A 25,063-nucleotide genomic window follows, 5' to 3' on the forward strand; every position below is an offset into this window, starting at 1 on the left:
TCAAGGGTGGTGCAGCCGGTCGCCGGGCGCGTTGCTCGCGCCTCATCTCCCGCTGTTTGCAAGGCCGTTGATACGCGTGCGAGTTGGTAACGTTAACGAGTCGACGCTCAAACGTGACGCAGGTGGAGGACGTGGCGTGGCAGCCACCCGGCCGACCATGAAGGACGTTGCCGCGGAAGCGGGCGTCAGCACGATGACGGTGTCCCGCGTCGTCAACGGCGATTCGGCCGTCGCCCCGCGGACCGCCGCGCGGGTGGAGGCCGCGGTCCGCAAGCTCGGCTACCAACGCGACGACGTGGCACGCCAGTTACGCCGCACCCATGAACTGAGCCAGATCATCGGCCTGTTGGTCGACGACGTGACCGATCCCTTCATGGCCGCGGTCGCCTCCGCCGCCGAGGACGTCGCCCGGCAGCGCGGCAGCATCATGCTGATCGGCTCCAGCCGTGCCGACCTGCGCCGCGAGCGCGAGGTGATCGCCGCGTTCACCGCCCGGCGCGTCGACGGCCTGATCCTCACCCCGGCCGCCGGCAGCCACCGTTTCCTGCGCCCCGCGCAGGCGCAGGGCACGAAGATCGTCTGCGTGGACCGGGCGGCGCCCGGCCTCGACGTGGACGCCGTGGTGGTCGACAACTTCGGCGCGGTGCGCGGGGCCGTGGAGCAGCTGCTGGCACACGGCCACCGCAGGATCGGCTACCTGGGCGACACGCCGAAGATCTGGACGTTCGGCGAACGCCGGCGGGGCTATCTGGCGGCGCTCGGGGCCGCGGGCATCGCGGCCGACCCGGCGCTGGTCAGGGACGCCGTGCGCACCGGCCCGGAGGCCGCCGCTGCCGTCACCGGGATGCTGGCGCTGCCCGACCCGCCGACGGCCCTCCTCGCGGGCAACGAACTGCTCGCGTTCGGCGCGCTGACCGCGGCCCCCGGCGGCCTCGCCTTCGTCGCCTTCGACGACTTCGCGCTCGCCTCGCGGCTGACCCCGCCCGTCACGGTGATCGCCCAGGACCCGGTGGCCCTCGCGACCAGCGCGGCACACCTGCTGTTCGCCCGCATCCACGGCGACGTCTCACCACCGCGCACCGTCGTCATGCCGACGCGGCTGATCCGGCGGGGGTCGGGGGAGATACCCGGGCCGTTCGCCGCGTAGCGGCGCGTGGCGCCGGGAGGCCGACCGGTCGGCGGGCGGGTGCTGGCCGGTGGGGGCTGGTCGCGCAGTTCCCCGCGCCCCCAGAAAAGGCAGGGCACGGGGTGAGCGCCCCTTCAGGGGCGCGGGGAAGTGCGCGAACAGCCACGACGCACCCGCAGTCGAGGGACGGCGGATCGCGGTGCTTGCCGTGGAGTGCTCAGGTGGCCGGGGTGCGGCGGCCGCCCCGGCGGCCCGAGGCGTGACCGCCGGTGCCGGTGGCACCGCCGGACGGCGTGCGCCGACGGGAGCCGCCCGCGTCCTTGCCGGACGCGGTGCCGGCGCTGGTACCGGTCGCGGCCCGACGGTCGGAACTGCGGCCGGCCGCCGCGCTGGATGTCCCGCCGGACGCGGCCCGGCGGTCGGTGCCCCGGCTGCCCGCGCCTGCGGCGTCCCCCGTGGCACCGGAGGTGCCCTTTCGGCGGGCAGCACCGCGCCCGCCGCCCGCCGCGGACGCACCGGCGGCCGGTGCGGCCCCCGCGGCGGCCCGGGGAGCCGAGCCCCGGCCACCCGTCCCGGCCGCCGCCCCGGAACCGCCGCCGCCGCGGCGCCGACGGGTGGACCGCCTGCCGGACTTGGGGTCGGTCTGCTGGTCCGGGCCGGACGCCGTGGCCGTCGCCGGCTGCGGGACCTCGATGACGACCGGCACGCCGGAGGGCTCGCGGGCGCCGGTGAGCGTGGTCAGCTCGGCGTCGCCGGACGCGATCCGGGCCGTCCGGGGGCGGATGCCGGCGTCCGACATGAGCCGGGTGACATCGCGCTTCTGCTCGGGCAGCACCAGCGTGACCACGCTGCCGGAGCCGCCGGCGCGGGCCGTACGGCCGCCCCGGTGGACGTAGTCCTTGTGGTCGGTGGGGGGATCGACGTTCACGACGAGGTCGAGGTCGTCGATGTGTATGCCGCGGGCCGCGACGTTCGTCGCCACCAGAGCGGTGACCTGGCCGTTCCTGAACTGCTCCAGGGTGCGGTTGCGCTGCGGCTGCGAGCGGCCGCCGTGCAGCGCCGCCGCGCGGACGCCGACGGCCAGCAGCCGCTTGGCGAGCCGGTCGGCGGACCTCTTGGTGTCGAGGAAGAGGATGACCCGGCCGTCGCGGGCCGCGATGCGCGTGGTGACGGCCTTCTTGTCGGTCTCGTCCTGGATGTGGAGCACGTGGTGCTCCATGGTGGTGACCGCCCCCGCCGACGGGTCCACGGAGTGCACCACGGGGTCGGTCAGGAACCGCTGCACCAGGCGGTCGATGTTCCGGTCGAGGGTGGCCGAGAAGAGCAGCCGCTGCCCGTCGGGCCGTACCTGCTGGATCAGCTTGGTGATCTGCGGCAGGAAGCCCATGTCGGTCATCTGGTCGGCCTCGTCCAGCACCGTGATGCGGACGTCGCCGAGCACGCAGTCCCCGCGTTCCACGAGGTCGTTGAGCCGGCCGGGACTCGCCACGACCACCTCGGCGCCGCGCCGGAGCGTGGCGGCCTGCTTGGTGATCGACAGTCCGCCGACCACGGTGGCCAGCCGGAGGTTCACGGCCGTCGCGTAGGGCGTCAGCGCGTCCGTCACCTGCTGGGCGAGTTCACGGGTGGGTACCAGCACCAGCGCGAGGGGCGCCTTGGGCTGCGCGCGCAGTCCGGCCGTACGGGCGAGCAGCGCCAGCCCGAACGCGAGGGTCTTGCCGGAGCCGGTCCGTCCCCGTCCCAGCAGGTCACGGCCGGCGAGCGAGTTGGGCAGCGTGGCGGCCTGGATGGGGAACGGGGTGGTCACCCCCTGCGCGGTCAGGGTCTTCAGCAGCGCCGCGGGCATGTCCAGAGCGGCGAAGTCCTCGACGGCGGGAAGCCCGGGCGTCGTGTTCTCCGGCAGCCGGAACTCACGTGACGACGGACCGGACGGCGGGGACGCCGGGGCCGTCCTGGACGACGAGGTGCGCCTGTTCGGCTTCTGGGGCCTGCGGGACATGCTGCTGTCTGCCTTCCTGGAACAGCACAAACCGGGGTCCGCACCATGACGATACGGACCCCGGCGAGTGGATACGCGTAAGGCGATCAGGCGGGGACGATGTTCTCCGCCTGCGGGCCCTTCTGACCCTGCGTGACGTCGAAGGAGACCCGCTGGCCCTCCTGGAGCTCACGGAAGCCCTGGGACTGGATGTTCGAGTAGTGGGCGAACACGTCCGGGCCGCCGCCGTCCTGCTGGATGAAGCCGAAACCCTTTTCGGCGTTGAACCACTTCACGGTTCCCTGTGCCATGACCTTCTCCGATCTATAGGCAGAGGCCCCATCCGGAGATGCCGGTAAAACAACTAATGCGCCTGCAGGAGAAACATTCCCGTCAGGCGCACATAGGTTCATGGGTACCACAACTGCAACTCCGTAACCGTAGCACAGCCTCAGACCCGGTCCGGGGTGCGCGTGGCCCCGGGCTGCCCGAGGCGGCGCTCCGCGGCCGTCCACCGGGGGACCGTCACCAGCACCGTGCCCAGCGCCAGGCCCACGGCGGGCAGCACGGGGAACCGGCCGTCCGGCGCGAAGCCCCGCACGGCGAAGCGGCCCAGCGCGACGACGGCCAGGGCCACCCCGGCCCACAGCGGCCAGGCGCGGCGCAGCCCGGCGTCCGGCACAGTCCGCTCGTACAGCACGCCCAGCCCGCGCTCCACCGGCCGCAGCGCGAAGACGACGCAGGCCAGGACGGCGCCCAGCACCAGCAGCCAGGGCACACGCAGTGCCCACCACGCCGCGGACCCGAGCGCCGGCTCGGGCGCGAGGCCGGTCAGGTAGAACGCGGCGGCGGCGATCAGCACCGGCAGCATGTGCCACAGGTAGAGCGTCATGCTGGCCGCGCCCACGGGGCGGACCAGCCGCCACACCCGTTCGCGGTCCAGCAGCCGCCGCAGCGGCGGCGCGGCGAGCAGGCTCAGGCCCGCCTGGGCGACCACCCACGCCAGCATCGCGGCCGACGGCGGATCGGTGTTGCTGGGACTCTGCCCGGTCACCAGGATCAGGCTGACCGGGAACGGCCCGAGAGCGACGAGCGCGGCGAAGGCCAGTCCGCCGCCCGCCGCCATCGCGAGCGGCACGGGCCGACGGCCGGTCAGCAGACCGTCCCGCCAGCAGAAGCCCAACTGGTAGGCGACACCCCACACGAGCACGTAGTTCAGCAGTCCGGCATAGGGCACGTGCACGCCCACCACGAGCGCGTCGACGGCCAGGGCGAGGGCCCCCAGCAGCGGCGGGACGCGCAGGCCCCACCGCCGGTGCGCCGCGTACAGCAACGGCGTCAACGCGCTGAGCAGCAGGTACACCGGAAGGAACCAGAACTGCATCCCCATCGCCCAGCCCACCAGCGCCAGCGTGTCCGCGTCCACGCCGGCCGCCGTGCAGATGCCGACCGCGAGCAGCACCGCGCCGCTGTAGACGGCCACCGGAAGCAGCAGCCGCAGCGCCCGCCGCCCCAGCCACCCCGCGGGCGTGCCCCCTTCCGCCCGGACCCGGGCCCAGGAACCGCCCGCCGCGTGGCCGCCGGCCAGGAAGAACAGCGGCATGATCTGGAAGCCGAGGGTCAGCCACTGGGTCCAGTCCACGGTCGCCAGCAGCTCCGGGGCGGTGATCCGCCCGTCGGGCTCCCGGACCAGGGCGGTGATCAGCCAGTGGCCGAGCACCACCAGCACGATCGCCCAGGCCCGCAGGAAGTCGACGTACCGGTCTCGGCTCATGGCCGTCATGATCCCGGGAGCCTGCCGCCCGGCGTGGCGGATGGCCCCGACCGCAACCGATCCGTGCCCGGTACGACACCGTCCGCGAGGCCCGGGACCGGTGCGCGAGGGCGCCTCCTGGCACCGCGCGGTAATTCGGTGGCGGCACGGTGCGGACAGCCCCTAAAGTCCGTGGCGTCGGAGCGGCCACCCCAGGGTGCCGCGGGTGACCCGGTTCGATCAGGGAGGTGTTGACCGATGGCTGTCGTTGCGATGGGCGCTGCCCGCAACCAGAAGTTCATCCATTCCACCTCCGCGGCCACCGGCTGACCTCTTTCCTTACCCGGGGCCGCCCTTGTGAAGGGTCACCCTTGACTTCCAGCTCCGCTGTTTTCTCCGCGCTCGCTCCCTACGGCTGGGACGAGACCTGGGCGAAGGAGTTCGCCCCCCACGAGGCGGAAGGACTGCTCGCCGGGCGGGTCGTCCGCGTCGACCGCGGGCAGTGCGACGTCGTCACCGCCGGCGGTCTGCTGCGCGCCGACACCGCGTTCGTCACCCCGCACGATCCGCTGCGCGTCGTGTGCACCGGCGACTGGGTCGCCGTGGAACCCGGCGGCAACCCCCGTTACGTACGCGCGTATCTGCCGCGCCGTACCGCCTTCGTGCGCTCCACCTCCTCCAAGCGGTCCGAGGGGCAGATCCTCGCCGCCAACGTCGACCACGCGATCGTCGCGGTCTCCCTCGCCGTCGAACTCGACCTCGGCCGCATCGAGCGGTTCCTGGCACTGGCCTGGGAGTCCGGGGCGCAGCCGGTCGTGGTTCTCACCAAGGCCGACCTGGTCCCGGACCCGGTGACCCTCGCCCATCTCGTCCAGGACGTCGAGACGACGGCCCCGGGCGTGCCGGTCCTCACGGTCAGCGCGCACGCGGGCGACGGCCTGGACACCCTGGTCGCCCTCGTCGGCTCCGGTACCTCGGTGCTGCTCGGCCAGTCCGGCGCCGGCAAGTCCACCCTCGCCAACGCGCTCCTAGGGGCGGACGTGATGGACGTCCAGGCCGCCCGGGACGTCGACGGCAAGGGCCGCCACACCACCACCACCCGCAACCTCCTCGCACTCCCGGGCGGGGGCGTGCTGATCGACACGCCCGGGCTGCGGGGCGTGGGGCTGTTCGACGCCGAGACCGGCGTCGGGCAGGTGTTCGCCGAGATCGAGGAACTGGCCGAGGACTGCCGGTTCTCCGACTGCGGACACGAGAGCGAGCCGGGATGCGCGGTGCGCACCGCGGTGGAGACCGGTGAACTGCCCGTGCGCCGGCTGGAGAGCTACCGCAAGCTGATGCGGGAGAACCAGTGGATCGTCGCGAAGACCGACGCGCGGCTCCGGGCCGACATGAAGCGGGAATGGAAGAAGAGGGGAGCGGAGGGGAAGGCGGCGATGGAGGCGAAGCGGGGGCGGTGGCAGTAGCAGGGCCGCCGCGGGGGCGTGGGGCCGAGCGCGCACCCGCGGCGGCAGCCGCACCTCCGCACCCCGACACAGCCCCGCGCCCCTGACGGAGCGCCCCACTCACGGGGCGCTCCCGTCACGGGGCGCTCCCGTCACAGGGCGCTCCCCTCACGGGGCCCAGCGTCATGTCCGATTCCCGCCAGCCCCCTCTCCTCCCGTCGTCCACACTTGAACCGTGATGGACGAGGACACCAGGTACGAGGCGGTCCGCAGCCGGGACGCCCGGTTCGACGGCGCGTTCTTCTTCGCCGTCGAGACCACCGGCATCTACTGCCGCCCCAGCTGCCCCGCCGTCACCCCGAAGCGGCGCAACGTCCGCTTCTTCCCCACCGCGGCCGCCGCGCAGGGCTCCGGGTTCCGGGCCTGCCGCCGGTGCCGCCCCGACGCGGTCCCCGGCTCCGCAGAGTGGAACGTCCGGGCCGACGTCGTCGGCCGGGCCGTACGGCTGATCGGCGACGGCGTGGTGGACCGGGAGGGCGTCGGCGGGCTCGCCGACCGGCTCGGCTACAGCGCCCGCCAGGTGCAGCGGCAGCTCACCGCCGAACTCGGCGCCGGGCCCGTCGCACTCGCCCGGGCCCAGCGGGCGCACACCGCACGCACGCTGCTCCAGACCACCGAGCTGCCGATCACGGAGATCGCGTTCGCGAGCGGCTTCGCCAGCGTGCGGCAGTTCAACGACACCGTCCGCGCCGTGTACGCCAGCACCCCGAGCGGGCTGCGCGAGTCCGCGCCCGGCGGCCGCGGCGCACGGCGCGGCTCCCCGGCCGCCGGCATCCCGCTGCGGCTCGCCCATCGCGGCCCGTACCAGGCCGGCCCCGTCTTCGACCTCCTCGAACGCGAGGCCGTGCCCGGCGTGGAGGAGGTCACCGGCACCCCCGGCACCCGCACCTACCGCCGCACCCTGCGCCTGCCGTACGGCCATGCCGTCGTCGCCGTCGAGGAACGGACCGGTACGACCCGGGCCACCGCTACCGGCCTCGGCGCCCACCCCGGCGGCTGGCTCGACGCGCGGCTGCGCCTCACCGACCCGCGCGACCTGACCACCGCCGTACAGCGGCTGCGCCGGCTGTTCGACCTCGACGCCGACCCGTACGCCGTCGACGAGCGGCTCGCAGCGGACCCGCGGCTCGCTCCGCTGGTCGCCGCCCGGCCCGGGCTGCGGTCACCCGGCGCCGCGGACCCCGCCGAGGCAGCCGTACGGGCCCTGGTCGGCACCGCCGGCGCCGAGCGGCTGGTACGGCGGTACGGCAAGGCGCTGGACACGCCGTCCGGCGGCCCCACCCACCTCTTCCCCGAGCCCGCGGTGCTCGCGGAAGCCGAGCCCGACGGCAGCCTCGGCGCGCTGGCCGCGGCGCTCGCCGACGGGACGCTGCGACTGGATCCGGGCGCCGACCGGGACGACGCGGAGGCGGCGCTGCGGGCCCTGCCCGGGATGGACCCGGCGACCGTCGCCACCATCCGCGTCCGCGCCCTCGCCGACCCCGACGTCGCCCTGCCCGGCGTACCCGGCCTAGACGTACCGGACGAGTGGCGGCCCTGGCGGTCGTACGCCGTCCGGCATCTGCTGCTGGACGGAGCGCCGCCGCACTGAAGCCGGCGCGGGGGTGGGGACGCTTACCGGCGCTTGCCGGGTACCCCCGGCCGAAAGCCGGGGGAGGAACTGCGCGACCAGCCCCCACGCACCCGCACCCCGGAACGCACCGTCACCACCCCTCCGCTCCGACACACCTATCCGGACAGACGACGAACAGGCACCGTCCCCAGCTCCGTCGGCCTCCTCCCCGCCGCGCTCCGCCACCCGAGTGGTCTCCCGGTCGCGTTGCTGTTCACGCCACCCCCCGTATGTCACCTTCCCCTCCTGTAGGCCTCGGAAGGGCAGGTGTGGATGCGCAGGGTCGGGCGGCTGCTCGCGGTGGCGTTGTTGTCGGTGATGGGGGTGAGCGGGCGGGCCGGTGCCGACCCGGAGCCCGCGCTCTGGGCCGGGAGCTGGGAGGCCGCGCCCTCCGGTACCGAACCGGCGCTGCCCGGCGCCGCCTACCGCAACGTCGTCCACCTGAGCGTCGGAGGCAGCGAAGTGCGGGTGCGGGTCAGCAACCGGCTCGGCAGCGCCCCGCTCCGGCTCGGCGCCGTCACCGTCGCCCTCCGGCAGGGCAGCGGCCCGGCCGCCGTACCCGGCTCGATGCGCGCCGCCACCTTCGCGGGCGCCGCCACCGCCGTCGTGCCCGTCGGACAGGACCTGGTCAGCGACCCGGTGCCGCTCGCCGTCCCGGCCGCCGCCGACCTGCTGGTCAGCGTCGAGACCCCGGGCGACGCCGGGCCCGCCACCTACCACCGGGTCGCCCTCCAGACCAGCTACCTCGCCGCGGACGGCACCGGACGCGCCCAAGACGAGGACGGCGGCGCCTACACCCGTACCACCGGCCACTGGTACTACGTCACCGGCGTCGACGTGCACGCCGTGACCCGCGGCACCGTGGTCGCCTTCGGCGACTCCCTCACCGACGGCAACGGCACCAGCATGGACGCCAACCACCGCTGGCCCGACCGCCTCGCGGACCGCCTGCGGCCCTTCCGGGCCGGCGTCCTCAACGCCGGCATCTCCGGCAACCGGCTCCTGCTCGACAGCACCGGAGGACCGGGAGCCCTCAAGCGCCTGGACGCCGACGCGCTCGACCGGAGCGGGGTGCGGACCCTGGTCGTCCTCGAAGGCATCAACGACATCAAGGGCACCCCGGAGACCACGGACCCCGCCGACCTCGTGCGGGCCTACCGGACCCTCGTGGCCCGCGCCCACGAGCGCGGGATCCGGGTGGTCGGCGCGACCCTCACCCCGTACGCCGGGTACAGCGGGTACACCGACGCCCGGGAGACCGTGCGGCAGCGGGTGAACGCGCTGATCCGCACCGGGGACGTCTTCGACGCGTACGTCGACTTCGACGCCGTCGTACGGGACCCGCAGCAGCCCGGCCGCATCCTGCCCGCCTACGACCCCGGCGACCACCTGCACTTCAACGACACCGGCACGCGCGCCCTCGCCGACGCCGTCCCGCTCGCCGACCTGCTCTGAGCCCGCACGCCGGGCACGCACGCCGGGCATTCACGCCGGGCACTCAGCCGGCCCAGATCACCGCCGTCAGCCAGCCGGCCGTGACGAGCAGGCAGGCGAACAGCTCGGCGAGCACGCTGGAGCCGCCCGCGTTCATCGCGGTGCGCAGGGCGGCCCGCGCCTCCGTGTGCCGGCCGAGACGGAGGCGTTCGTGGAGGTAGATCCCGGCCATGAAACCGGGGATCGCGCCGAGGACGGGGAGCAGGACGAAGCCGAGGACGGCGCCGGTTCCGGCGTACACGCCCATCCGGGGGGTGGCACCGCTCGCCCGGAGCCGGCGCGGGGGCAGGGCCCAGCGGACCACCAGCGCCGACAGCAGCACCAGGGTGGCCCCGACCAGGACCGACCAGGCCACCGGGCGCGGGTCGTACAGCGCCCACCACAGCACCGCGGCCCACACCAGCCCCGTCCCCGGTACCCCGGGCACCAGCACCCCGCACAGGCCGAGCACCAGCACCAGGCCGACCAGCAGGAGTTCCCCTGCTCCCATCTGCCCAGAGTGCCGGACCGCCGGACGATGCGCAGGTCAGTTCCGGGTCACCCAGCCCCGCTCGTACGCGTGCCAGCCCAGCTGCATGCGGGTCGACACCCCGGCCAGCTCCATCAGCCGCCGCACCCGGCGCTGCACGGTCCGCAGGCCCACGTCGAGCTGCTTGGCCACGCTGGCGTCGGTCAGGCCCGCCAGCAGCAGCGACAGCACCTCCAGATCGGTGGCGTCGGGGCCGTCCGGCTCCTCCTCGCACACCCCGGCCGGGCCGAGGCGCAGCGGCAGCGCCTCCCGCCACACCGACTCGAACAGGCCGCAGAGAAGTTCCAGCAGGCCGCTGGCATGGACCACCAGGGCCGCGGGTTCCGCGGCGTGCAGGGTGAGCGGGACCAGCGCCAGCGCGCGGTCGGCGACGACCAGCTTCGTCGGCACCCGCTCCGCCACCCGCACCTGCTCGTCCCGGCCCAGCGCCGCCGCCAGCTCCGGGACGGCGTCCGGCAGGCCGAGGGCCGACCGCTCCACCACCACCCGGTAGCGCACGCCCCGGTGCGCGGCCTGCTCCTCGGCGTCGTTCTCCGTCCCGGTGACGGCCACCGGCTTGTCCGTGACCAGCGCGCACACCTCGTCCAGGGCACCCAGCTGGAGCTGGAGGAACCGCCGGGCGACGGCCGGGGCGCCGGTCACCACCTCCACCAGGTCGCCCGCCGCGGGCTCGGCCGCCGCCGCCCGGTACTCCTCCGCGAGCAGCGCCGCCGTCAGCTCAGCCTTCTCCAGCTCGTGCCGCTGCTGCGTGAGCAGCGCGCCCAGCGCGACCCCCGGCGGCGCCGCCACCCAGCGGCCCGGCCGGCCCGAGGACTGGGCCGCAAGACCGTGCCCCTCCAGCCGGCGCAGCGCGCGCTCGGTGTCCGGCTCCGCCAGCGTCAGACGCCGCGCCAGACCGGGCACGTCGGCGGCGCCCGCGGACACCAGCGCCCGGTACGCCGACTCGTCGCGTTCGTCCAGCCCCAGCGCTGCCAGCATCGGTCCGTGTCCCTCCCTCGAAGCCCGGTGAGATGGCGGGAACCGGCCACGGCGCAAACCCGCCCCACCCCATCATCGCCGTACCGCGGGTCACTCTGCCAAGATCACGTCACCGCAGCGCCTTCGCACGGGAAACCGATGCGCCATTCACAGCTGACCGCCAGGAAGACCCGTCACAATCTGGCCTTCCGGCCGGTCCCGTGGTGTTCGGCCGTGCGAACGGTGACCGGCCCCATGACGCGCGTACGCGTAGGGGATCTGGGGCCGGTCACTCCGGTGTCGCCGGGTGGTTCTCCCGTGGGGGGTGGGACCACCCGGCGACTCACACGTGTCAGTTCCGGCGCCCCCGCCACTCCCGCCCGCCCCGCCCGGGCGCGTCCCGTCCGGGCCCGTCGTGTCCGCCGCACCGTCCGTCGCGCGCGTGTCGTCGATTCCCTTTCCTTGTACGGGTGTTCGGGATGTCCCTCGCCACGCCGTTCGATACGGGGTCGGGTGCGGGATTTTCCTGATGCCCCGTTTTCATCCGGCCCGTGCGGTGGACAATTAGGGGCATGAGCCAGCCAGGGGGTAGGCCCACCCGTCACGACGACGACTGGTGGGGGCAGTTGTACGACGACTCCACCGAGGACACCGGGCCCACGGCCGCACCCGATTCCCTGGACGACCGCTTCGCCTCGGCGAAGAAGACGGTGGGGGGACGGCGGGGCGGCACCGTGGAACCGGGCGACGAACAGCCACCGCCGACCGTGCCGGCCCAGCGGGCGCCCACCGCCCCCGTCGAGGACACCTCCCCTGTCGAGGACATCGGGCCTGCTCCGAAGACCTGGCCCTGGGACGAGGAGGACCAGGAACTGCTGGAGGCGGACGACGACCCGGCGGACCCGCACCCCGCCACCCGGCTCGACCTGCCCCTGCTGCCCTCCCGCGCCGCCCCGGAGCCCCTGGAGCCCCAGGAGTCCCCGGAGCCCTCGGACGCCGTGCCCGTCCCGGCCGCCGCCTCGGCCTCCTCCGTGGATTACGTCGGCTCCGGACCGCCCACCTACGACGCCGAACCCACCGCCCTGCCGGCCGCCGACCCCGACGAACTCGACGACCTGGTCGCCGACACCGTCCTGGACGGCGCCCGGTACGGCGCCTGCACCCTGCGGGCCGTCTCGCAGCGCGGCGACTCCGCCCGGTACCGGGGCGAACCGCGCCGCGACGCCCTGCTCACCGCCCGCTTCGGGGCCGGCGAACAGGCCCTGGTCCTGGTCGCGATGGCCACCGGCGCCCGGGCCACCCCCGGCGCGCACCGGGCCGCCGCCGAACTGTGCGAGTGGATCGCCCGGGCCGTGGGCCGCAGCCACCAGCGGCTCACCGAGGACATCCAGGCCGCCCGGCGCGGCGACCTCAAGTCCGGACTGCACCGCCTCACCGACCGCAGCCTCGGCAAGCTCCGCGCCAGCGCCGCGGAACAGGGCATCGCCCCCGAGGAGTACGCGGCCAGCCTGCGCTGCCTCCTCCTGCCCGCCCACCCCCAGTGCCGTACCCGGGTCTTCTTCGGGGTCGGCGAGGGCGGGCTGTTCCGGCTCCGGGGCGGCGAGTGGCAGGACATCGAACCGCGCGTCGACACCGACAGCGCCGGTGAACCCGTGCTCGGCTTCGGCTCGCTGCCCTCCGAGACCCCGCAGGGCGACCGGCTCACCATGGACCTCGGCATCCCGACCCCGCCCAGCCCCTACGAACCGGCCCCCGAGCCGCCCCGCGACCCGTTCCTGTTCCGGGCCTCGGTAGCCCGCCCGGGTGATGCCCTCGTGATGTGCACGGGCGGGCTCGCCGACCCGCTGCGCGGCGAGCCCGCACTCTGCGCCTACCTGGCCCGACGCTGGTCCGGCCGCACCCCGCCGGGCCTCGCCGCGTTCCTCGCGGACGCCCAGGTCCGGGTCAAGGGGTACGCCGACGACCGTACGGCGGCGGCCGTCTGGGAGGCGTGAGCGCGGCCGCTGTGGATACATGGAAGGGCATCGCGGGGGAGGGACGGGGGAGGGGAGCCGGAGATCCGCGCAGCCGAAGGGTGCCCGACCGCCATGGCCAAGCAGAACGTCGCCGAGCAGTTCGTCGACATCCTCGTCCGCGCCGGGGTGCGCCGCCTCTACGGCGTCGTCGGCGACAGCCTCAACCCGGTCGTGGACGCCGTCCGCCGCAACTCCGCCATCGACTGGATCCACGTCCGCCACGAGGAGACCGCCGCCTTCGCGGCCGGCGCCGAGGCCCAGATCACCGGCACCCTGGCGGCCTGCGCCGGCTCCTGCGGCCCGGGCAACCTGCACCTCATCAACGGCCTGTACGACGCCCACCGCTCGATGGCCCCGGTGCTCGCCCTCGCCTCCCACATCCCCTCCAGCGAGATCGGCCTCGGCTACTTCCAGGAGACCCACCCGGACCGGCTCTTCCAGGAGTGCAGCCACTACAGCGAGCTGATCTCCAGCCCGAAGCAGATGCCCCGGCTGCTGCAGACCGCCATCCAGCACGCGGTCGGCCGCAGCGGGGTGAGCGTCGTCTCGCTGCCGGGCGACATCGCCGACCAGCCCGCGCCCGAACAGTCCGCCTCGGCGGCCATCGTCACCTCCCGGCCCACCGTCCGCCCCGGCGACGCCGAACTCGACAAGCTGGTCGCGATGATCGACGCGGCGGACAAGGTGACCCTGTTCTGCGGCAGCGGCACGGCCGGCGCCCACGCCGAGGTCATGGAACTCGCGGAGCGGATCAAGTCCCCGGTCGGGCACGCCCTGCGCGGCAAGGAGTGGATCCAGTACGACAACCCGTACGACGTCGGCATGAGCGGACTGCTCGGCTACGGCGCCGCCTACGAGGCCACCCACGAGTGCGACCTGCTGATCCTGCTCGGCACCGACTTCCCGTACAACGCCTTCCTCCCCGACGACGTGCAGATCGTGCAGGTCGACGTCCGCCCCGAGGTGCTCGGCCGGCGCTCCCGGCTCGACCTGGCGGTGTGGGGCGACGTGCGCGAGACGCTGCGCTGTCTGGTGCCGCGGGTGCGGGCCAAGGAGAACCGGCGCTTCCTCGACCGGATGCTGAAGAAACACGCGGACGCGCTGGAAGGGGTGGTGAAGGCGTACACGAGGAAGGTCGAGAAGCACGTCCCGATCCACCCGGAGTACGTGGCCTCGGTCCTGGACGAACTCGCCGACGACGACGCGGTGTTCACCGTCGACACCGGCATGTGCAATGTCTGGGCGGCCCGCTACGTCTCGCCCAACGGCCGCCGCCGGGTCATCGGTTCCTTCTCGCACGGCTCGATGGCCAACGCGCTGCCGATGGCGATCGGCGCCCAGTTCACCGACCGGCGGCGGCAGGTCGTGTCGATGTCCGGGGACGGCGGATTCGCCATGCTCATGGGCGACTTCCTGACCCTGGTCCAGTACGACCTGCCGGTGAAGGTAGTGCTGTTCAACAACTCCGCGCTCAGCATGGTCGAGTTGGAGATGCTGGTCGCGGGGCTGCCCGCGTACGGCACCGCCAACACCAATCCCGATTTCGCCGCCGTGGCGCTGGCCTGCGGAGCCTACGGGGTGCGGGTCGAGAAGCCCAAGCAGCTCGCGGGCGCGCTGAAGGACGCCTTCAGCCACAAGGGCCCGGCCCTGGTCGACGTGGTGACCGACCCCAACGCGCTGTCCATCCCGCCGAAGATCAGGGCCGACATGGTCACCGGCTTCGCGCTCTCCGCGTCCAAGATGGTCCTGGACGGCGGCGTGGGCCGGATGGTCCAGATGGCCCGCTCCAACCTGCGCAACATGCCGCGGCCCTGACCGGTTTCCCCTGCTCAGCCGGTGGGCACCCACTGGCGGACGCCGTCGACGGAGCCGTACCAGTACTGCGGCAGGCCCTTGATGGAACTGGTGCGGAACGGCCGGCCGTGGTCGTCGATGCGGACGGTGCCGCTGCGGCCCTGTGACGACCAGTCGAGTTCGAGGTACCAGCGGCAGTCGCAGCCCGCGGTGCTCGCCTTGACGCGCAGCACCTCGGGGTCCGTGGCGGAGACCCGGTAGGGCAGGTGCATCGTCGATACGGTCTGCCCGTCCGGGCCCGAACCGGCCACCGGGCGGGCGATGGGGCGGTCCTTGTCCAGGTTCACGTCGAAGTAGCGGGGGGTGAGCCCGCCGCCGCAGCCGTCCGCCATGGAGTAGGCGATGCCGGGCGCGGGAGCCGTACGGCCGACGACACGCACCCGCAGAGCCTCCAGGACGACGGCGGTGGCCGAACGGCCCTGCACGGAGACCTCCACGATCGTGTTGCCGCCGTGCACCGCGCTCTGGGTGGCCGCCCAGGTGCCGGCGTCCTGCGGGGCGGGCGGCGGCGGCACCTGGGCCGGCTGCTTGTCGATGACGTAGTCGTGGTCGCAGCCCAGTTCCCAGAGCTGCGAGTTCGCGGTCCAGGCGAGGGGGACGGCGGCCGGGGCCGGGGTGCCGGACGTGCTGCCCGTGGCGGGGGAGGAGGTCTTGGCACCGCCCGACGCCGAGGAGGCCGAGGAGGTCGAGGAGGAGGTCGGGGACGTGGGCGACGGGGTGGCGGAGTCCGGCGCCGGGCCGGTGGTGCCGCTGCCGTGGCGCTGGGCGTCACCGGCGGCGGTCGTGCCGGAGGAACCGGGGTCCCGGGCCCCGGCACCGGTGTCCTGCCGGTCGTCCGGGAGGGCGGCCAGGGTGCCCAGGGTCGCCAGCAGCACGGTGGCCACGGCCGAGGCGACGAGCGTGCGCCGCCGCCGGTACCAGGGGCGGGCGACGGGGGCGGCTTCCGCCACTGGGGCCGTCTCCGCTGCGGGTTCCGCGGCAGCTTGGGGGGCGGTGCTGTCTGTGGTCTCCGCGTTTTCCGTGTTCTCGGTGGTCTCCGTGTGCTCCGCCGCGCGTGGGCGTTGGCGTGCGGCCACCGCGCGCAGCCAGCACTCGTGGAGTTCGAGCCGTTCCTGCGGTGTCGCCCCGCAGAACGCGGCCAGACGTTCCACCGGAGCGAAGTCCAGCGGTACCGCCTCGCCCGCGCAGTAGCGGTGCAGGGTGGAGGTGTTCATGTTCAGCCGACGGGCCAGGGAGCCGTAGCTCCGGTCCGTACGGTCCTTCAACTGCCGTAGCAGCGCCGCGAACACCTCGACGTCGTCGCGCACGGGCATCCTCCCCCGGTCCTCGCCATCCCAGGCACTCATATACCTGCACGTCAACGGGGCTGGGATGGTTCCAGGGCGGGGAAAGGGGCGGCCGCCGTTGCGGTCCACGCCGGTGACGGCGGATGCTCTTGGTGTCGCACCGAGCAGGGCCGGACCGACCAGTCGGCCGCCTCGGCGGCAGCCCACACCCATGCACCGACCCACGGGGGAACACCCATGCCCAAGCGCACCCGAGCAGGCGCGCTCACCGCACTCGCCGGCGCCGCACTCGTCGTCGGCACCGCGTCGGCCGCTCCCGCGGCCGCCGCACCCAAGGCGCCCCGCTTCCTCGCGGCGGCCGAGCTGCCGCCGCGGGCCGGCACGTCCTGGACGGCCGGCAAGGTCACCGCCGGCATTCCGGAGGAGGCCAGGCAGGACATCTGCATCGGCGTCGGGCTCGGCGGCGGCCAGGACTCCTGGTACCGGAAGTTCCGGACCGACCTCGACACGAGTGCCCGTCAGGTCAGCGCCGAACTGCCCAGCGTCCGCCTGGCGAAGGGCCGGTTCGCGAAGCTCGACGAGGACATCGTGTCCTGCGCGGACCGTATCGAGATGGCGGACCCGCAGATCCGGGCCACCTTCCAGGACCACGGCACCCTCCCGGTCGGGGACGGCGCCCATGTCTACGCCCTGCGCACCGTGTCCGCCTGGGGCGCCAGCGACATCCGGATGATCTCCATCGGCCGGGAGGGGCGCACCGTCACCGTCGTGGACTGGGGACAGCTCGGCGGCTTCGTGGACGCGCCGGTGAAGGTCTTCAAGAAGACCACCACCACGGCCGTGAACAAGCTCCACTGACGCACGGCCACCGGGACCGGGGCCGCCCTCTCCCTCGGGGGAGGGGAGGGCGGCCCCAGACACAAGGCACAAGGCACAAGGCACACGACGCACGACGCACGACGCACGACGCAAAGAACACGAAGACACAGAAAAACGGGGAACAGACATGAGCAGCAAGAGCCGCGCCGTCCTCACCGCCGGCGTCCTCGCCGTGGCCCTCGGGCTCGGCGTCACCGCCCAGGCCTCGGCCGGCGCTCCGCGCAGCGTCGCCGGCAGCCCGGCCGACAACATCACCCGCATCGCCGACTTCTACGGCGCCTACATCGACGCGGAGAGCGACCCGGACGGCAGCGGCCGCCTGTCCACCGCGCTGCGCGCCTACTACATCGACCCGGCCTACCTGAAGAAGCTCAAGGCCTGGGAGAACCGGGAGCACGCGGACGGTGTGCTGCGGGCCCAGAACACCCCGCTCAAGTGGAAGGTCACGGACAACGGCACGGCCGACTACACGGAGGCCGCCGTCACCCTCACCTGGAGCCGCAACAGCACCACGAAGCTGGTCGTCGACATGACCCGCTCCACCCACAAGATCATTCACATCGGCACCACCGGCCTCGGGGGCAAGTAGCCGGAAGGACAGGTTTCGGCCAGGTTCGCCGGTGCCGCGGACCGCGTGAAACAGCTCGGCGGGTTGCGTACGGGGCCGAATCACGCCGGGTCCGCGGCACCCTTGGCGCGTACGGGGCGGTCCGGGCGACGACGTACGGGCCGCGGCGGGCCCGGGACTTGGCCGAACACCCGGTCGTCATCGGCGTGACATGACTGGCCGGTGCCCGAGCGGGCATGGATCCCCGTGAACGTGTTCGATCAGGAGGGGAACCGGCAAACAGCGTGCGGGCGGGGGTCATGAACAGTCAGGCACGAGGGGGCGGTCCCGTGGCCATCGGGGCCTCCTCGGCGCAGACGGCGGGGGAAGAGACCGACACGACGGAACGGGGAAACCCGTCGCAGTTCAGGCGCCGACTGGGACGGTCGGACCTGCGGGCGGTGCCCGAGGCGCGCAGGGAACTGCGCGAGCTGCTGCGGCACTGGGGGCGGCCCGGCCGCTCCGAGATAGCGGAACTGCTCACCAGCGAACTCGTCACCAACGCGCTCGTCCACACCGACCGGGAGGCGGTGCTGACGGCCGTCGTGGAACCGGGCCAACTACGGGTGGAGGTACGGGACTTCGTCGGCCGCAGGCCGCGGATGTGCGCCCCGGACACCGACGACGGCACACACGGCCGGGGCCTGGTGCTGGTCGACGCCTTCGCCGACGCGTGGGGTGTCCAGGCGCACGAGGTCGGCAAGTCGGTGTGGTTCGAACTGGACGCGGAGGCCGCCTAGCCGGCGCCTCGTACACAACGGGACGGGGGCGTGACCGTCATGGTCACGCCCCCGTCCCGAAGTGCTGTGCGGCAGCAGGCGGTCAGCCGAACTGCTGCTCCAGGTCCTTGAGCTTGCGCTCAAGGGAGTCCAGGCGCGGCAGCGCCATTGTGTCGTCCTCCGCGGTCAGGTCCACGGTGATCGGGTCAGACCCTTTGCGGACGGGCTGAAGGGAGGGCCGCTGGCGTACGGGCAGCTGCTCCGGCGCCGATATGGCAGGCTCCGCAGTGGGCTGCGAGGCGCGCTCGACCTGGTGCTGCACCTCGTCCTGCCGGCCACGGCCGACGAAGCCGCGGTGGCCCCGGCTTATGGCCTTGAGCTGGGCCCGCTCCAGACGGTCCTGCTCGCGGCGGCGCAGCCGGTTGGTCTCCTTCTGCCGCTTGTCCTCGCGCACCTCGTCGACCGCCTCGTCCAGGCTGCGCACGCCCTCCAGGAGCATCAGCGACCAGGCCTTGTAGGTCTCGCGGGGGGCACGCAGCCAGCGGACGATACGGATCTGCGGCAGCGGACGCGGCACCAGACCCTGCTCACGCAGGGCGGCCTTGCGGGTCTGCTTCAGCGCGCGGTCGAAGAGGACGGCCGCGGACAGCGACATGCCAGCGAAGAACTGGGGAGCGCCCGCGTGGTCGACGCCCCTGGGCGCGTGCACCCAGTTGAACCAGGCCGCGGCGCCCGCGAACGTCCACACGAGTATCCGGGAGCCGAGAGCGGCGTCACCGTGGCTCGCCTCGCGCACCGCGAGGACGGAGGAGAACATCGCCGCGCCGTCCAGACCGAACGGCACGAGGTACTCCCAGCCGTCGGAGAGGCCGAGGTTCTGCTGGCCGAAGCCGACCAGCCCGCGGAACGAGAGGGCCGCCGCGACCGACGCGGAGGCGAACAGGAGCGCGTAGGAGACGGTGCCGTACACGGCTTCCTTGCGCCTGCGGCGCTCCTCGCTGCGCTCCCACGAGTCGTCCTTCGCGTGCTCCCCGCCGGACCGCTTGGAGCGCGCGAGCACCGCCACCGCGACCAGCATGCCCAGGAGCAGTACGGCGCCGGGAAGCAGCCAGTTCAGCGATATGTCGGTCAGTCTCATCTAGGGGTCCCTTGCATTGGGATAGGGCGTATCGCCCGCCATAGTGGCCCAACCCCACTGGCCCTCAGGGGGTTTCGGGGCAAGAGGCCGCCAAGGAAGTGCAAGGGGATGCCCCAGGGCGGCATTCTGCTCGAACTGCCGCGTGAGGGGCGGGAGCTGAGTTCGAGTAAGACTACCCATACGGGTGGTTCCTCGGAAAGTTCCTGCGGCAAGTGAGGAAGTTGTGAATTCCCTGTCCGCGCAGGAGCGACCTCGCCACCGGTGATCTTAGTGGATGCCGGCGGGTGCCGTGTCCCGGGGCGGGTGGTGCGGGCGGACTGAGGGGGACTCAGGCCGCGGCGGCCGCCGCGAGTTTGGCGATCCGGACGTCGTCGCAGGTGCGCGGGCAGGTGGCGCAGGTGTCCTCGGGGCGCAGCGTGTAGTACATGCAGCAGCTCGCCCGGTCCCGGGTCGGCAGCGGCTCCCCGGCCGGTCCCGGCAGCACGCGGAAGGCGGCCGAGCCGACGTACGGCTTGGTCGCGCCCGGGAGCAGCTGTTCGAGCTCGCGCACCGCCCGGGCCTCGTCCCCGAGCAGTCCGGCGATGTACCAGAGCCCCTCGACGACCTCGTCCGTCGCCATGCCCCACAGTGCGCGCCCGCGCCGCCGCATTCGCGGCCCGAAGCCGCCGAGGACCGGTTCCAGGTGCTCGGCGACGGCCGCCCGCACCTCCGCCCGCAGCGCCTCCTCGCCGGCCACCACGACCGCGCCGGGCAGCGCCGCCGCGGGGTCGCCCGGGAGGCAGGCGAACGAGGTGACGCGTACGGCCATGCGGCCCGCCGTGCGGTCGTACGACACCTCGGCCGCGGGCAGGCGGGGGACCCGGCGGTCCAGGAACCAGGGGAGGGTGATCAGGAGGCAGGCGGCCCAGCCGTAGCGGTGCAGGCCGAAGGTGGCGACCACGTCGGGGCGGGCCGGCTTCCCCTCGTCCCGCAGGATCTGGTCCTCGTCCCAGGCCAGGAAGGCGTCCAGGGCGGAACCGCCCGCCGCCAGCTCGGCGGCGCCCACCCAGCCGCCGCCCCGGGGTGCCGGGTCGCCCGGCCCCAGCTCCGTGACCGCCAGGTCCGGGCAGACCTCGGTGAGGCGCGCGTAGGCGGCCGAGACGGCGGAGGCGGTGGGGACGACGGAGGCAAGGGAGGCGGTGGAGGCGGGGGAGGGCATGGGCTACCACCGATCGGATCCGGACCGACTGTCAGATAAGTAAGCCTTACCTTACCCATTCGTTCGGAAATTTGAACCAGCGCCTTGTGCGCCTAAGGTGCTTGACGGACAAGTAACAACCCGCCGTTAATGACCCAAGTGCCGACGAGCCGGAGGAGGACCCGTGGACCAGCGCTCGCACGCGGCTCCCGCCGAGACGGCCAGGGTGCCGGCGCAGTCGCGGTCCGAGGAGTCGGCGCGGGAGGCGCTCGCGTTCCCCGCAGGCCCGCAGGCCGCGCGCGGCGAACACGTCCACAGCGAGCGGCCGATCCCGCAGCCCAGGCCCGCCGTGCAGCGGGCGTCCGTGCGCGGACAGATCCTCGACGCGCTGCGTACCGCCCTGGTCGGCGGGGAGCTGGCACCCGGCGAGGTGTACTCGGCACCGGCGCTGGGGGAACGGTTCGGGGTCTCCGCGACACCGGTGCGCGAGGCGATGCAGCAGCTGGCGCTGGAGGGCGCGGTCGAGGTCGTGCCCAACCGCGGGTTCCGGGTCGTCGAACGGGGCGCTCGCGAGCTCGCGGAACTGGCCGAGGTGCGGGCGCTGATCGAGGTACCGGTGATGCTGCGGCTGGCGCGCAGCGTACCGGCCGAGCGATGGGCCGCGTTGCGGCCGCTCGCCGAGGAATCGGTGCGGGCGGCCGCGAAGGGATGCCGGGCGACGTACGCGGAGGCGGACCGGGCGTTCCACCGGGCGGTACTGGCCCTCGCCGGCAACGAGCAGCTGGTGCAGATCGCGGAGGACCTGCACCGCCGCGCGGTTCCGCTGCGCGGGGCGCGGGACGACCTGATGGCGGACGCGGCCGAGCATGCGGAGTTGCTGGAGGCGTTGATCGCGGGGGAGCTGGACGCGGTGCGGAGGCTGGTGGCCGGGCATTTCGCTGCCGCGGGCTGACGGGGGAGGGTGTTTGCGCGGCCTCCCGCCGTGGAGGTGCGGACCGCCTGCCGGCTGCCGGGTGCCGGCTGCCGGGTGCGGGTGCGCCGTGGCTGGTCGCGCAGTTCCCCGCGCCCCTGAAGGGGCGCTTCAGCTGCGGGCAGTCGTGCCGCTGGGGCGGCACGGGTGGGCGCAGCGGCACCCGGCCAGCGCCGGTAAGCGTCCCCACCCCCCCCGGCGGCCCCGGCCCCCTCAGTTGCCCTGTGCCGTCTTCTGGTACGCGTCGTGCCATGCCGCCTTCGCGCCCGAGTCGCCTATCCGGTAGACGTCGACGACCGCGCCGGCCGCCACGGCCACCGACAGCACGCCCACGGCGATCCGCACCGGCAGCGCCGACCAGCGGGCACCGCCGCCGGGAACCTGCTCCGCCCCGCCGCGGCGCGTCGCCCACCACACCACCGTGGCCAGCACGAACAGACCCAGGGCCCACGGCAGCAGGCCGTCCCCCAGCTCGGTGTGCCGGCGGACCAGGGTGTCCTCGGTCACATGCCGCTCCAGCCACTCGCCGGCCTGCGTCGTCAGCGGCACGCTGACCAGCGCGGCCAGGGCGAGCGCGGGCAGCAGCACCCCCAGCCGCCGGGCGACCCCCGGCCACAGCGCGGCGGCCACCAGGGCGAGGGCCGTCAGCGGGACCAGGACGACGACGATGTGGACCAGCAGGACATGGGCCGGCAGCCCGTTGACGGTGCTCATGGCGAAGCGCTCCTGAGAGGGTGGGTCGAGGCGCGTCAGCCTGGCACAGCAGACTCTCAGTTTCCTCTGAGCCGGGTCTCAGGCGGTCGCCGCCCCCGGCGCCGGCGGCGTCAACTGCCTCGCCAGCCACGTGGGGACGCCGCCCAGGAGCCGGAACAGGCGGCCGGCCTCCTCGCGCAGGCGTGACGCCTCCGGCTCGGACTCCGTGTCCGCGAGGGAGGCGAGCGCCGGAGCCGTGCCCACCAGATAGCCCAGCTCCTCCCTGATCCGCAGCGACTCCGCGAACCCGTGCCGGGCCTCCGCCAACTCCCCTTCCCGTAGCGCCAGTCCGGCCAGATGGCGCCAGGTGAACGAGAGCAGCAGCGGGTCGGCGTGGGCGGTGGCGGCCGCGTGGGCCCTGCGGTACGCGGCCCGTGCCGCCTGCGGCGAGCGGGTCAGGTTCTCCGCCAGCAGACCCCGGCGGAAGTCGAGCAGCGCCCGGCCCGCCGCCCCCGGAGGAATCAGCGCCGCCGCCCTGCCGAGCGCGGCCCGCGCCTCGTCCGCCCGGTCCCGGACGCCGTGCAGCGTGGCCGCGTAGGCGAGTTGGCCGCGTTCACAGGCCGCCGCGCCCCGCTCCTCGTCGGTCCGGGCCACCGCCTCGGCCGTCCGCAGCGCGTCCTCGGCCTCCTCCCAGCCCCCCTCGGTGTACAGACACCGTTCGACCATCAGCCCCGCCCGCTGCAGGGTGTACGTCGGCGTGTCCGTCGGCAGCAGAGCCGCTGCGTCGGCCCAGCAGGCCCGCGAGCGCAGCCGCCATACCGCGGTCTGGAGCGGATCGTCACCGTCGGTCGTTCCGTTCCCAGACATGGCGGAATACGCCACGTTGCCCTCCCCTTGCGCGCCGTCGAGCAGTGAAGTGGTGGCCGCATTCCAGCACCGATCGCCGCGCGGGGCCAAGAGGGTGGGTGAATAATTTCACAAAGTCGTGGGACGGCGGCGGCACTTGGCACCAGCCGCTCGCACGCCCGCGTGACCTCAGCTCATCCGCAACGCCAAGAAGAAATCGAGCTTGTCCTCCAGCCGGGACAGGTCCCGGCCCGTCAACTGCTCGATCCTCCCCACGCGATAGCGCAGCGTGTTGACGTGCAGGTGAAGACGGGTGGCACAGCGCGTCCAGGAGCCGTCGCAGTCGAGGAACGCCTCCAGGGTGGGAATCAGCTCGGCACGGTGCCGGCGGTCGTAGTCGCGCAGCGGGTCCAGCAGGCGGGCGGTGAACGCGCGGCGGACGTCGTCCGGGACGAACGGGAGCAGCAGGACGTGCGAGGCCAGCTCCTGATGGCCGGCCGCGCAGACCCGGCCCGGGCGGGCCGCCGCCACCCGGCGGGCGTGCCGCGCCTCCTCCAGGGCGCCGCGCAGCCCCTCCGCCGAGTGCACGGCGGCGCTGACGCCGAGGGTGACCCGGCCGTCGTCGTCGAGCCCCGCCGACAGCGGGCCCCGAACGGCCTCCAGCAGGACGTCGGCGTGGATGCCGGACTCGGAGCCGTCATGCTCGGCCGTCACGGCGGGCAGCGGGACAAGGGCGATCGCCTCGTCGCCGGTGTGGGCCACCGCTATCCGGTCGGACGGCTCCGGGCCGGTCGCGAGCGGGTCGACCAGGATCTCCTCCAGGAGGGACTGGGCGACCGGGCCGCCCTCGACCTCCCCGCCGTCCCACTCCACACGGGCGACCACCACCTGCCAGTGCGGGGCCGCCCCGAGCCCGGGCAGCAGGACCGGCGCGGCCACCCGCAGACGGGCCGCGATCTCCGCCGGGGCCGCGCCCGTCTGGACCAGCTCAAGGACCTCCTGGGCGAGCCTGCGCCGCACCGTCCGGGCCGCGTCACGGCGGTCGCGCTCCACGGCGATCAGCTGCGTGACGCCCTGGAGCAGGTCGAGCCGCTCCTCCGGCCAGTCGCCCGCGTCCGCCTCGACCGCCAGCAGCCAGTCCGACAGCACGGTCTCGCGGACGTCCCGGGCGCCCTGCGGGGAACGCCCGCCGGACCGGATCGGGAAGAGCGAGTAGGTCGTGCCGCCGAGCAGCACGCGGTGCGGGCCGCGCCGGCCGGTACGGGTCGCGGCCAGGTGCTCGGCGGCCAGCCCGGCGCAGACGTCGGCGGGCAGCGCCGGCCCGGACACCTTGGAGCCCGCGATCAGGCGGCCCGCCGGCGACAGCACCCACGCCCGCAGGTCGAGGTCGGAGCCGAGCAGATCCAGCACCACGTCCGGACCGCCGCCCGCCGGGCCCGAGGTCATCATCCGCCGGTGCCGGTCCACCACGGCCGCCAGATCCCCGGCCCGCTCCCCGCTGACCTGCCGTACGACATGCTCGGTGATCGTCGCGAAGGCCACCGACTCGTGGACCGCGAAGAGCGGGAGACGGTGCCGCGCGCAGGCCACGGCCAGGTCGTCCGGAACGTCGCCCAGCTCCGCCTCACCGGCCGCCAGCGCGACCACCCCGGCCTGCACCAGGAGCCGTACGAACGGCTCGGAGTCCGCCGCGTCCCGGCGCCAGGCCAGGCCCGTCAGCACCAGCTCACCACCGGACAGGTAGCGGCTCGGGTCGCGCAGGTCGGTGGTCATCACCCCGCGCACGGTACGGTCCAGCTCGTCCTCGCCGCCGAGCAGCCGCAGGCCCAGCGCATCGGTGTCCAGCAGTGCGCGCAGCCGCATCTCGTCGCCGCCGTTCTGTGTCTCGAAATCTACGATGAATCTTGAAGGGTCACGGGGGAGGT

The 25,063-nt window shown here is 73.9% G+C and carries 22 protein-coding genes; 11 read left to right on the forward strand and 11 right to left on the reverse strand.

Annotation, left to right across the window (positions count from 1 at the left end; translation table 11 throughout):
- Positions 1-136 precede the first annotated feature (136 nt).
- Positions 137-1,147: a substrate-binding domain-containing protein gene (locus ACFZB3_RS01200; protein WP_391367766.1), complete on the forward strand. Its 1,011-nt coding sequence runs from the start codon at positions 137-139 to the stop codon at positions 1,145-1,147.
- A 196-nt stretch (positions 1,148-1,343) separates the two neighbouring features.
- On the opposite strand, the gene ACFZB3_RS01205 is transcribed toward ACFZB3_RS01200, so the two are convergent.
- The gene (locus ACFZB3_RS01205) at positions 1,344-2,972 is read right to left on the reverse strand and encodes a DEAD/DEAH box helicase (RefSeq protein ID WP_391367769.1); all 1,629 of its coding nucleotides are present in this window, start codon (positions 2,970-2,972) and stop codon (positions 1,344-1,346) included.
- Between ACFZB3_RS01205 and ACFZB3_RS01210 the strand changes: the two genes are divergently transcribed.
- Positions 2,971-3,174 carry a hypothetical protein gene (locus ACFZB3_RS01210; protein WP_362649688.1) on the forward strand — a complete coding sequence of 68 codons (204 nt, stop codon included), beginning with the start codon at positions 2,971-2,973 and terminating at the stop codon, positions 3,172-3,174. The two genes, ACFZB3_RS01205 and ACFZB3_RS01210, sit on opposite strands and share 2 nt — an antisense overlap.
- Before the next feature lie 37 nt (positions 3,175-3,211).
- Here ACFZB3_RS01210 and ACFZB3_RS01215 read toward each other — a convergent pair whose 3' ends face one another.
- The gene (locus ACFZB3_RS01215) at positions 3,212-3,415 is read right to left on the reverse strand and encodes a cold-shock protein (RefSeq protein ID WP_016578941.1); all 204 of its coding nucleotides are present in this window, start codon (positions 3,413-3,415) and stop codon (positions 3,212-3,214) included.
- A gap of 140 nt (positions 3,416-3,555) precedes the next feature.
- Entirely contained in the window at positions 3,556-4,878 is a 1,323-nt protein-coding gene (locus ACFZB3_RS01220) for an acyltransferase family protein (protein WP_391367773.1), read from the reverse strand.
- A gap of 350 nt (positions 4,879-5,228) precedes the next feature.
- Between ACFZB3_RS01220 and rsgA the strand changes: the two genes are divergently transcribed.
- The 3 genes from rsgA to ACFZB3_RS01235 all read left to right on the forward strand — a co-directional run bounded on the left by rsgA (position 5,229) and on the right by ACFZB3_RS01235 (position 9,429).
- Complete coding sequence (gene rsgA / locus ACFZB3_RS01225) at positions 5,229-6,323, forward strand: ribosome small subunit-dependent GTPase A (RefSeq protein ID WP_391367776.1); 1,095 nt, start codon at positions 5,229-5,231, stop codon at positions 6,321-6,323.
- Between the two features lie 217 nt (positions 6,324-6,540).
- The gene (locus ACFZB3_RS01230) at positions 6,541-7,953 is read left to right on the forward strand and encodes an AlkA N-terminal domain-containing protein (RefSeq protein ID WP_391369672.1); all 1,413 of its coding nucleotides are present in this window, start codon (positions 6,541-6,543) and stop codon (positions 7,951-7,953) included.
- Between the two features lie 294 nt (positions 7,954-8,247).
- On the forward strand, positions 8,248-9,429 hold the full coding sequence (locus ACFZB3_RS01235; RefSeq protein WP_391367779.1) for a GDSL-type esterase/lipase family protein: 1,182 nt from the start codon (positions 8,248-8,250) through the stop codon (positions 9,427-9,429).
- Between the two features lie 43 nt (positions 9,430-9,472).
- Here ACFZB3_RS01235 and ACFZB3_RS01240 read toward each other — a convergent pair whose 3' ends face one another.
- Together ACFZB3_RS01240 and ACFZB3_RS01245 are read right to left on the reverse strand one after the other, a co-directional pair.
- Complete coding sequence (locus tag ACFZB3_RS01240; protein WP_391367781.1) at positions 9,473-9,958, reverse strand: DUF456 family protein; 486 nt, start codon at positions 9,956-9,958, stop codon at positions 9,473-9,475.
- A 36-nt stretch (positions 9,959-9,994) separates the two neighbouring features.
- Positions 9,995-10,975, reverse strand: a complete 981-nt coding sequence (locus ACFZB3_RS01245; RefSeq protein ID WP_391367784.1) for a helix-turn-helix domain-containing protein — start codon at positions 10,973-10,975, stop codon at positions 9,995-9,997.
- Positions 10,976-11,526: 551 nt separating this feature from the next.
- Between ACFZB3_RS01245 and ACFZB3_RS01250 the strand changes: the two genes are divergently transcribed.
- Both ACFZB3_RS01250 and ACFZB3_RS01255 read left to right on the forward strand, forming a co-directional pair.
- A complete protein-coding gene (locus ACFZB3_RS01250; RefSeq protein WP_391367787.1) occupies positions 11,527-12,948 on the forward strand; it encodes a protein phosphatase 2C domain-containing protein in 1,422 nt (473 codons plus the stop codon).
- 93 nt (positions 12,949-13,041) lie between these two features.
- Entirely contained in the window at positions 13,042-14,784 is a 1,743-nt protein-coding gene (locus tag ACFZB3_RS01255; RefSeq protein ID WP_391367789.1) for a pyruvate dehydrogenase, read from the forward strand.
- Between the two features lie 14 nt (positions 14,785-14,798).
- Here the strand turns inward: ACFZB3_RS01255 and ACFZB3_RS01260 are convergent, their stop codons facing one another.
- Entirely contained in the window at positions 14,799-16,136 is a 1,338-nt protein-coding gene (locus tag ACFZB3_RS01260; protein WP_391367792.1) for a helix-turn-helix domain-containing protein, read from the reverse strand.
- Positions 16,137-16,346: 210 nt separating this feature from the next.
- Here ACFZB3_RS01260 and ACFZB3_RS01265 point away from each other — a divergent pair, with 210 nt between their 5' ends.
- From ACFZB3_RS01265 to ACFZB3_RS01275, 3 genes are all read left to right on the forward strand, one after another.
- Positions 16,347-16,967: a hypothetical protein gene (locus ACFZB3_RS01265; protein WP_391367795.1), complete on the forward strand. Its 621-nt coding sequence runs from the start codon at positions 16,347-16,349 to the stop codon at positions 16,965-16,967.
- Positions 16,968-17,115: 148 nt separating this feature from the next.
- Complete coding sequence (locus ACFZB3_RS01270; protein ID WP_391367797.1) at positions 17,116-17,577, forward strand: hypothetical protein; 462 nt, start codon at positions 17,116-17,118, stop codon at positions 17,575-17,577.
- A 308-nt stretch (positions 17,578-17,885) separates the two neighbouring features.
- Positions 17,886-18,335: an ATP-binding protein gene (locus tag ACFZB3_RS01275; RefSeq protein ID WP_391367800.1), complete on the forward strand. Its 450-nt coding sequence runs from the start codon at positions 17,886-17,888 to the stop codon at positions 18,333-18,335.
- 82 nt (positions 18,336-18,417) lie between these two features.
- Here the strand turns inward: ACFZB3_RS01275 and ACFZB3_RS01280 are convergent, their stop codons facing one another.
- Both ACFZB3_RS01280 and ACFZB3_RS01285 read right to left on the reverse strand, forming a co-directional pair.
- Positions 18,418-19,452, reverse strand: coding sequence for a DUF2637 domain-containing protein (locus ACFZB3_RS01280; RefSeq protein ID WP_089104555.1), 1,035 nt, complete (start codon positions 19,450-19,452; stop codon positions 18,418-18,420).
- A gap of 328 nt (positions 19,453-19,780) precedes the next feature.
- A complete protein-coding gene (locus ACFZB3_RS01285; protein WP_391367804.1) occupies positions 19,781-20,650 on the reverse strand; it encodes a (2Fe-2S)-binding protein in 870 nt (289 codons plus the stop codon).
- A 163-nt stretch (positions 20,651-20,813) separates the two neighbouring features.
- Between ACFZB3_RS01285 and ACFZB3_RS01290 the strand changes: the two genes are divergently transcribed.
- Complete coding sequence (locus ACFZB3_RS01290; RefSeq protein WP_391367806.1) at positions 20,814-21,581, forward strand: FCD domain-containing protein; 768 nt, start codon at positions 20,814-20,816, stop codon at positions 21,579-21,581.
- Positions 21,582-21,812: 231 nt separating this feature from the next.
- On the opposite strand, the gene ACFZB3_RS01295 is transcribed toward ACFZB3_RS01290, so the two are convergent.
- From ACFZB3_RS01295 to ACFZB3_RS01305, 3 genes are all read right to left on the reverse strand, one after another.
- Entirely contained in the window at positions 21,813-22,313 is a 501-nt protein-coding gene (locus tag ACFZB3_RS01295) for a DUF2231 domain-containing protein (RefSeq protein ID WP_391367809.1), read from the reverse strand.
- Positions 22,314-22,391: 78 nt separating this feature from the next.
- Positions 22,392-23,159 carry a hypothetical protein gene (locus ACFZB3_RS01300; RefSeq protein WP_391367812.1) on the reverse strand — a complete coding sequence of 256 codons (768 nt, stop codon included), beginning with the start codon at positions 23,157-23,159 and terminating at the stop codon, positions 22,392-22,394.
- Between the two features lie 168 nt (positions 23,160-23,327).
- The gene (locus ACFZB3_RS01305) at positions 23,328-25,001 is read right to left on the reverse strand and encodes a PucR family transcriptional regulator ligand-binding domain-containing protein (RefSeq protein ID WP_391367815.1); all 1,674 of its coding nucleotides are present in this window, start codon (positions 24,999-25,001) and stop codon (positions 23,328-23,330) included.
- Between the last annotated feature and the right edge of the window lie 62 nt (positions 25,002-25,063).

This window comes from Streptomyces sp. NPDC008092 (assembly GCF_042957285.1).
Classification (GTDB): domain Bacteria; phylum Actinomycetota; class Actinomycetes; order Streptomycetales; family Streptomycetaceae; genus Streptomyces.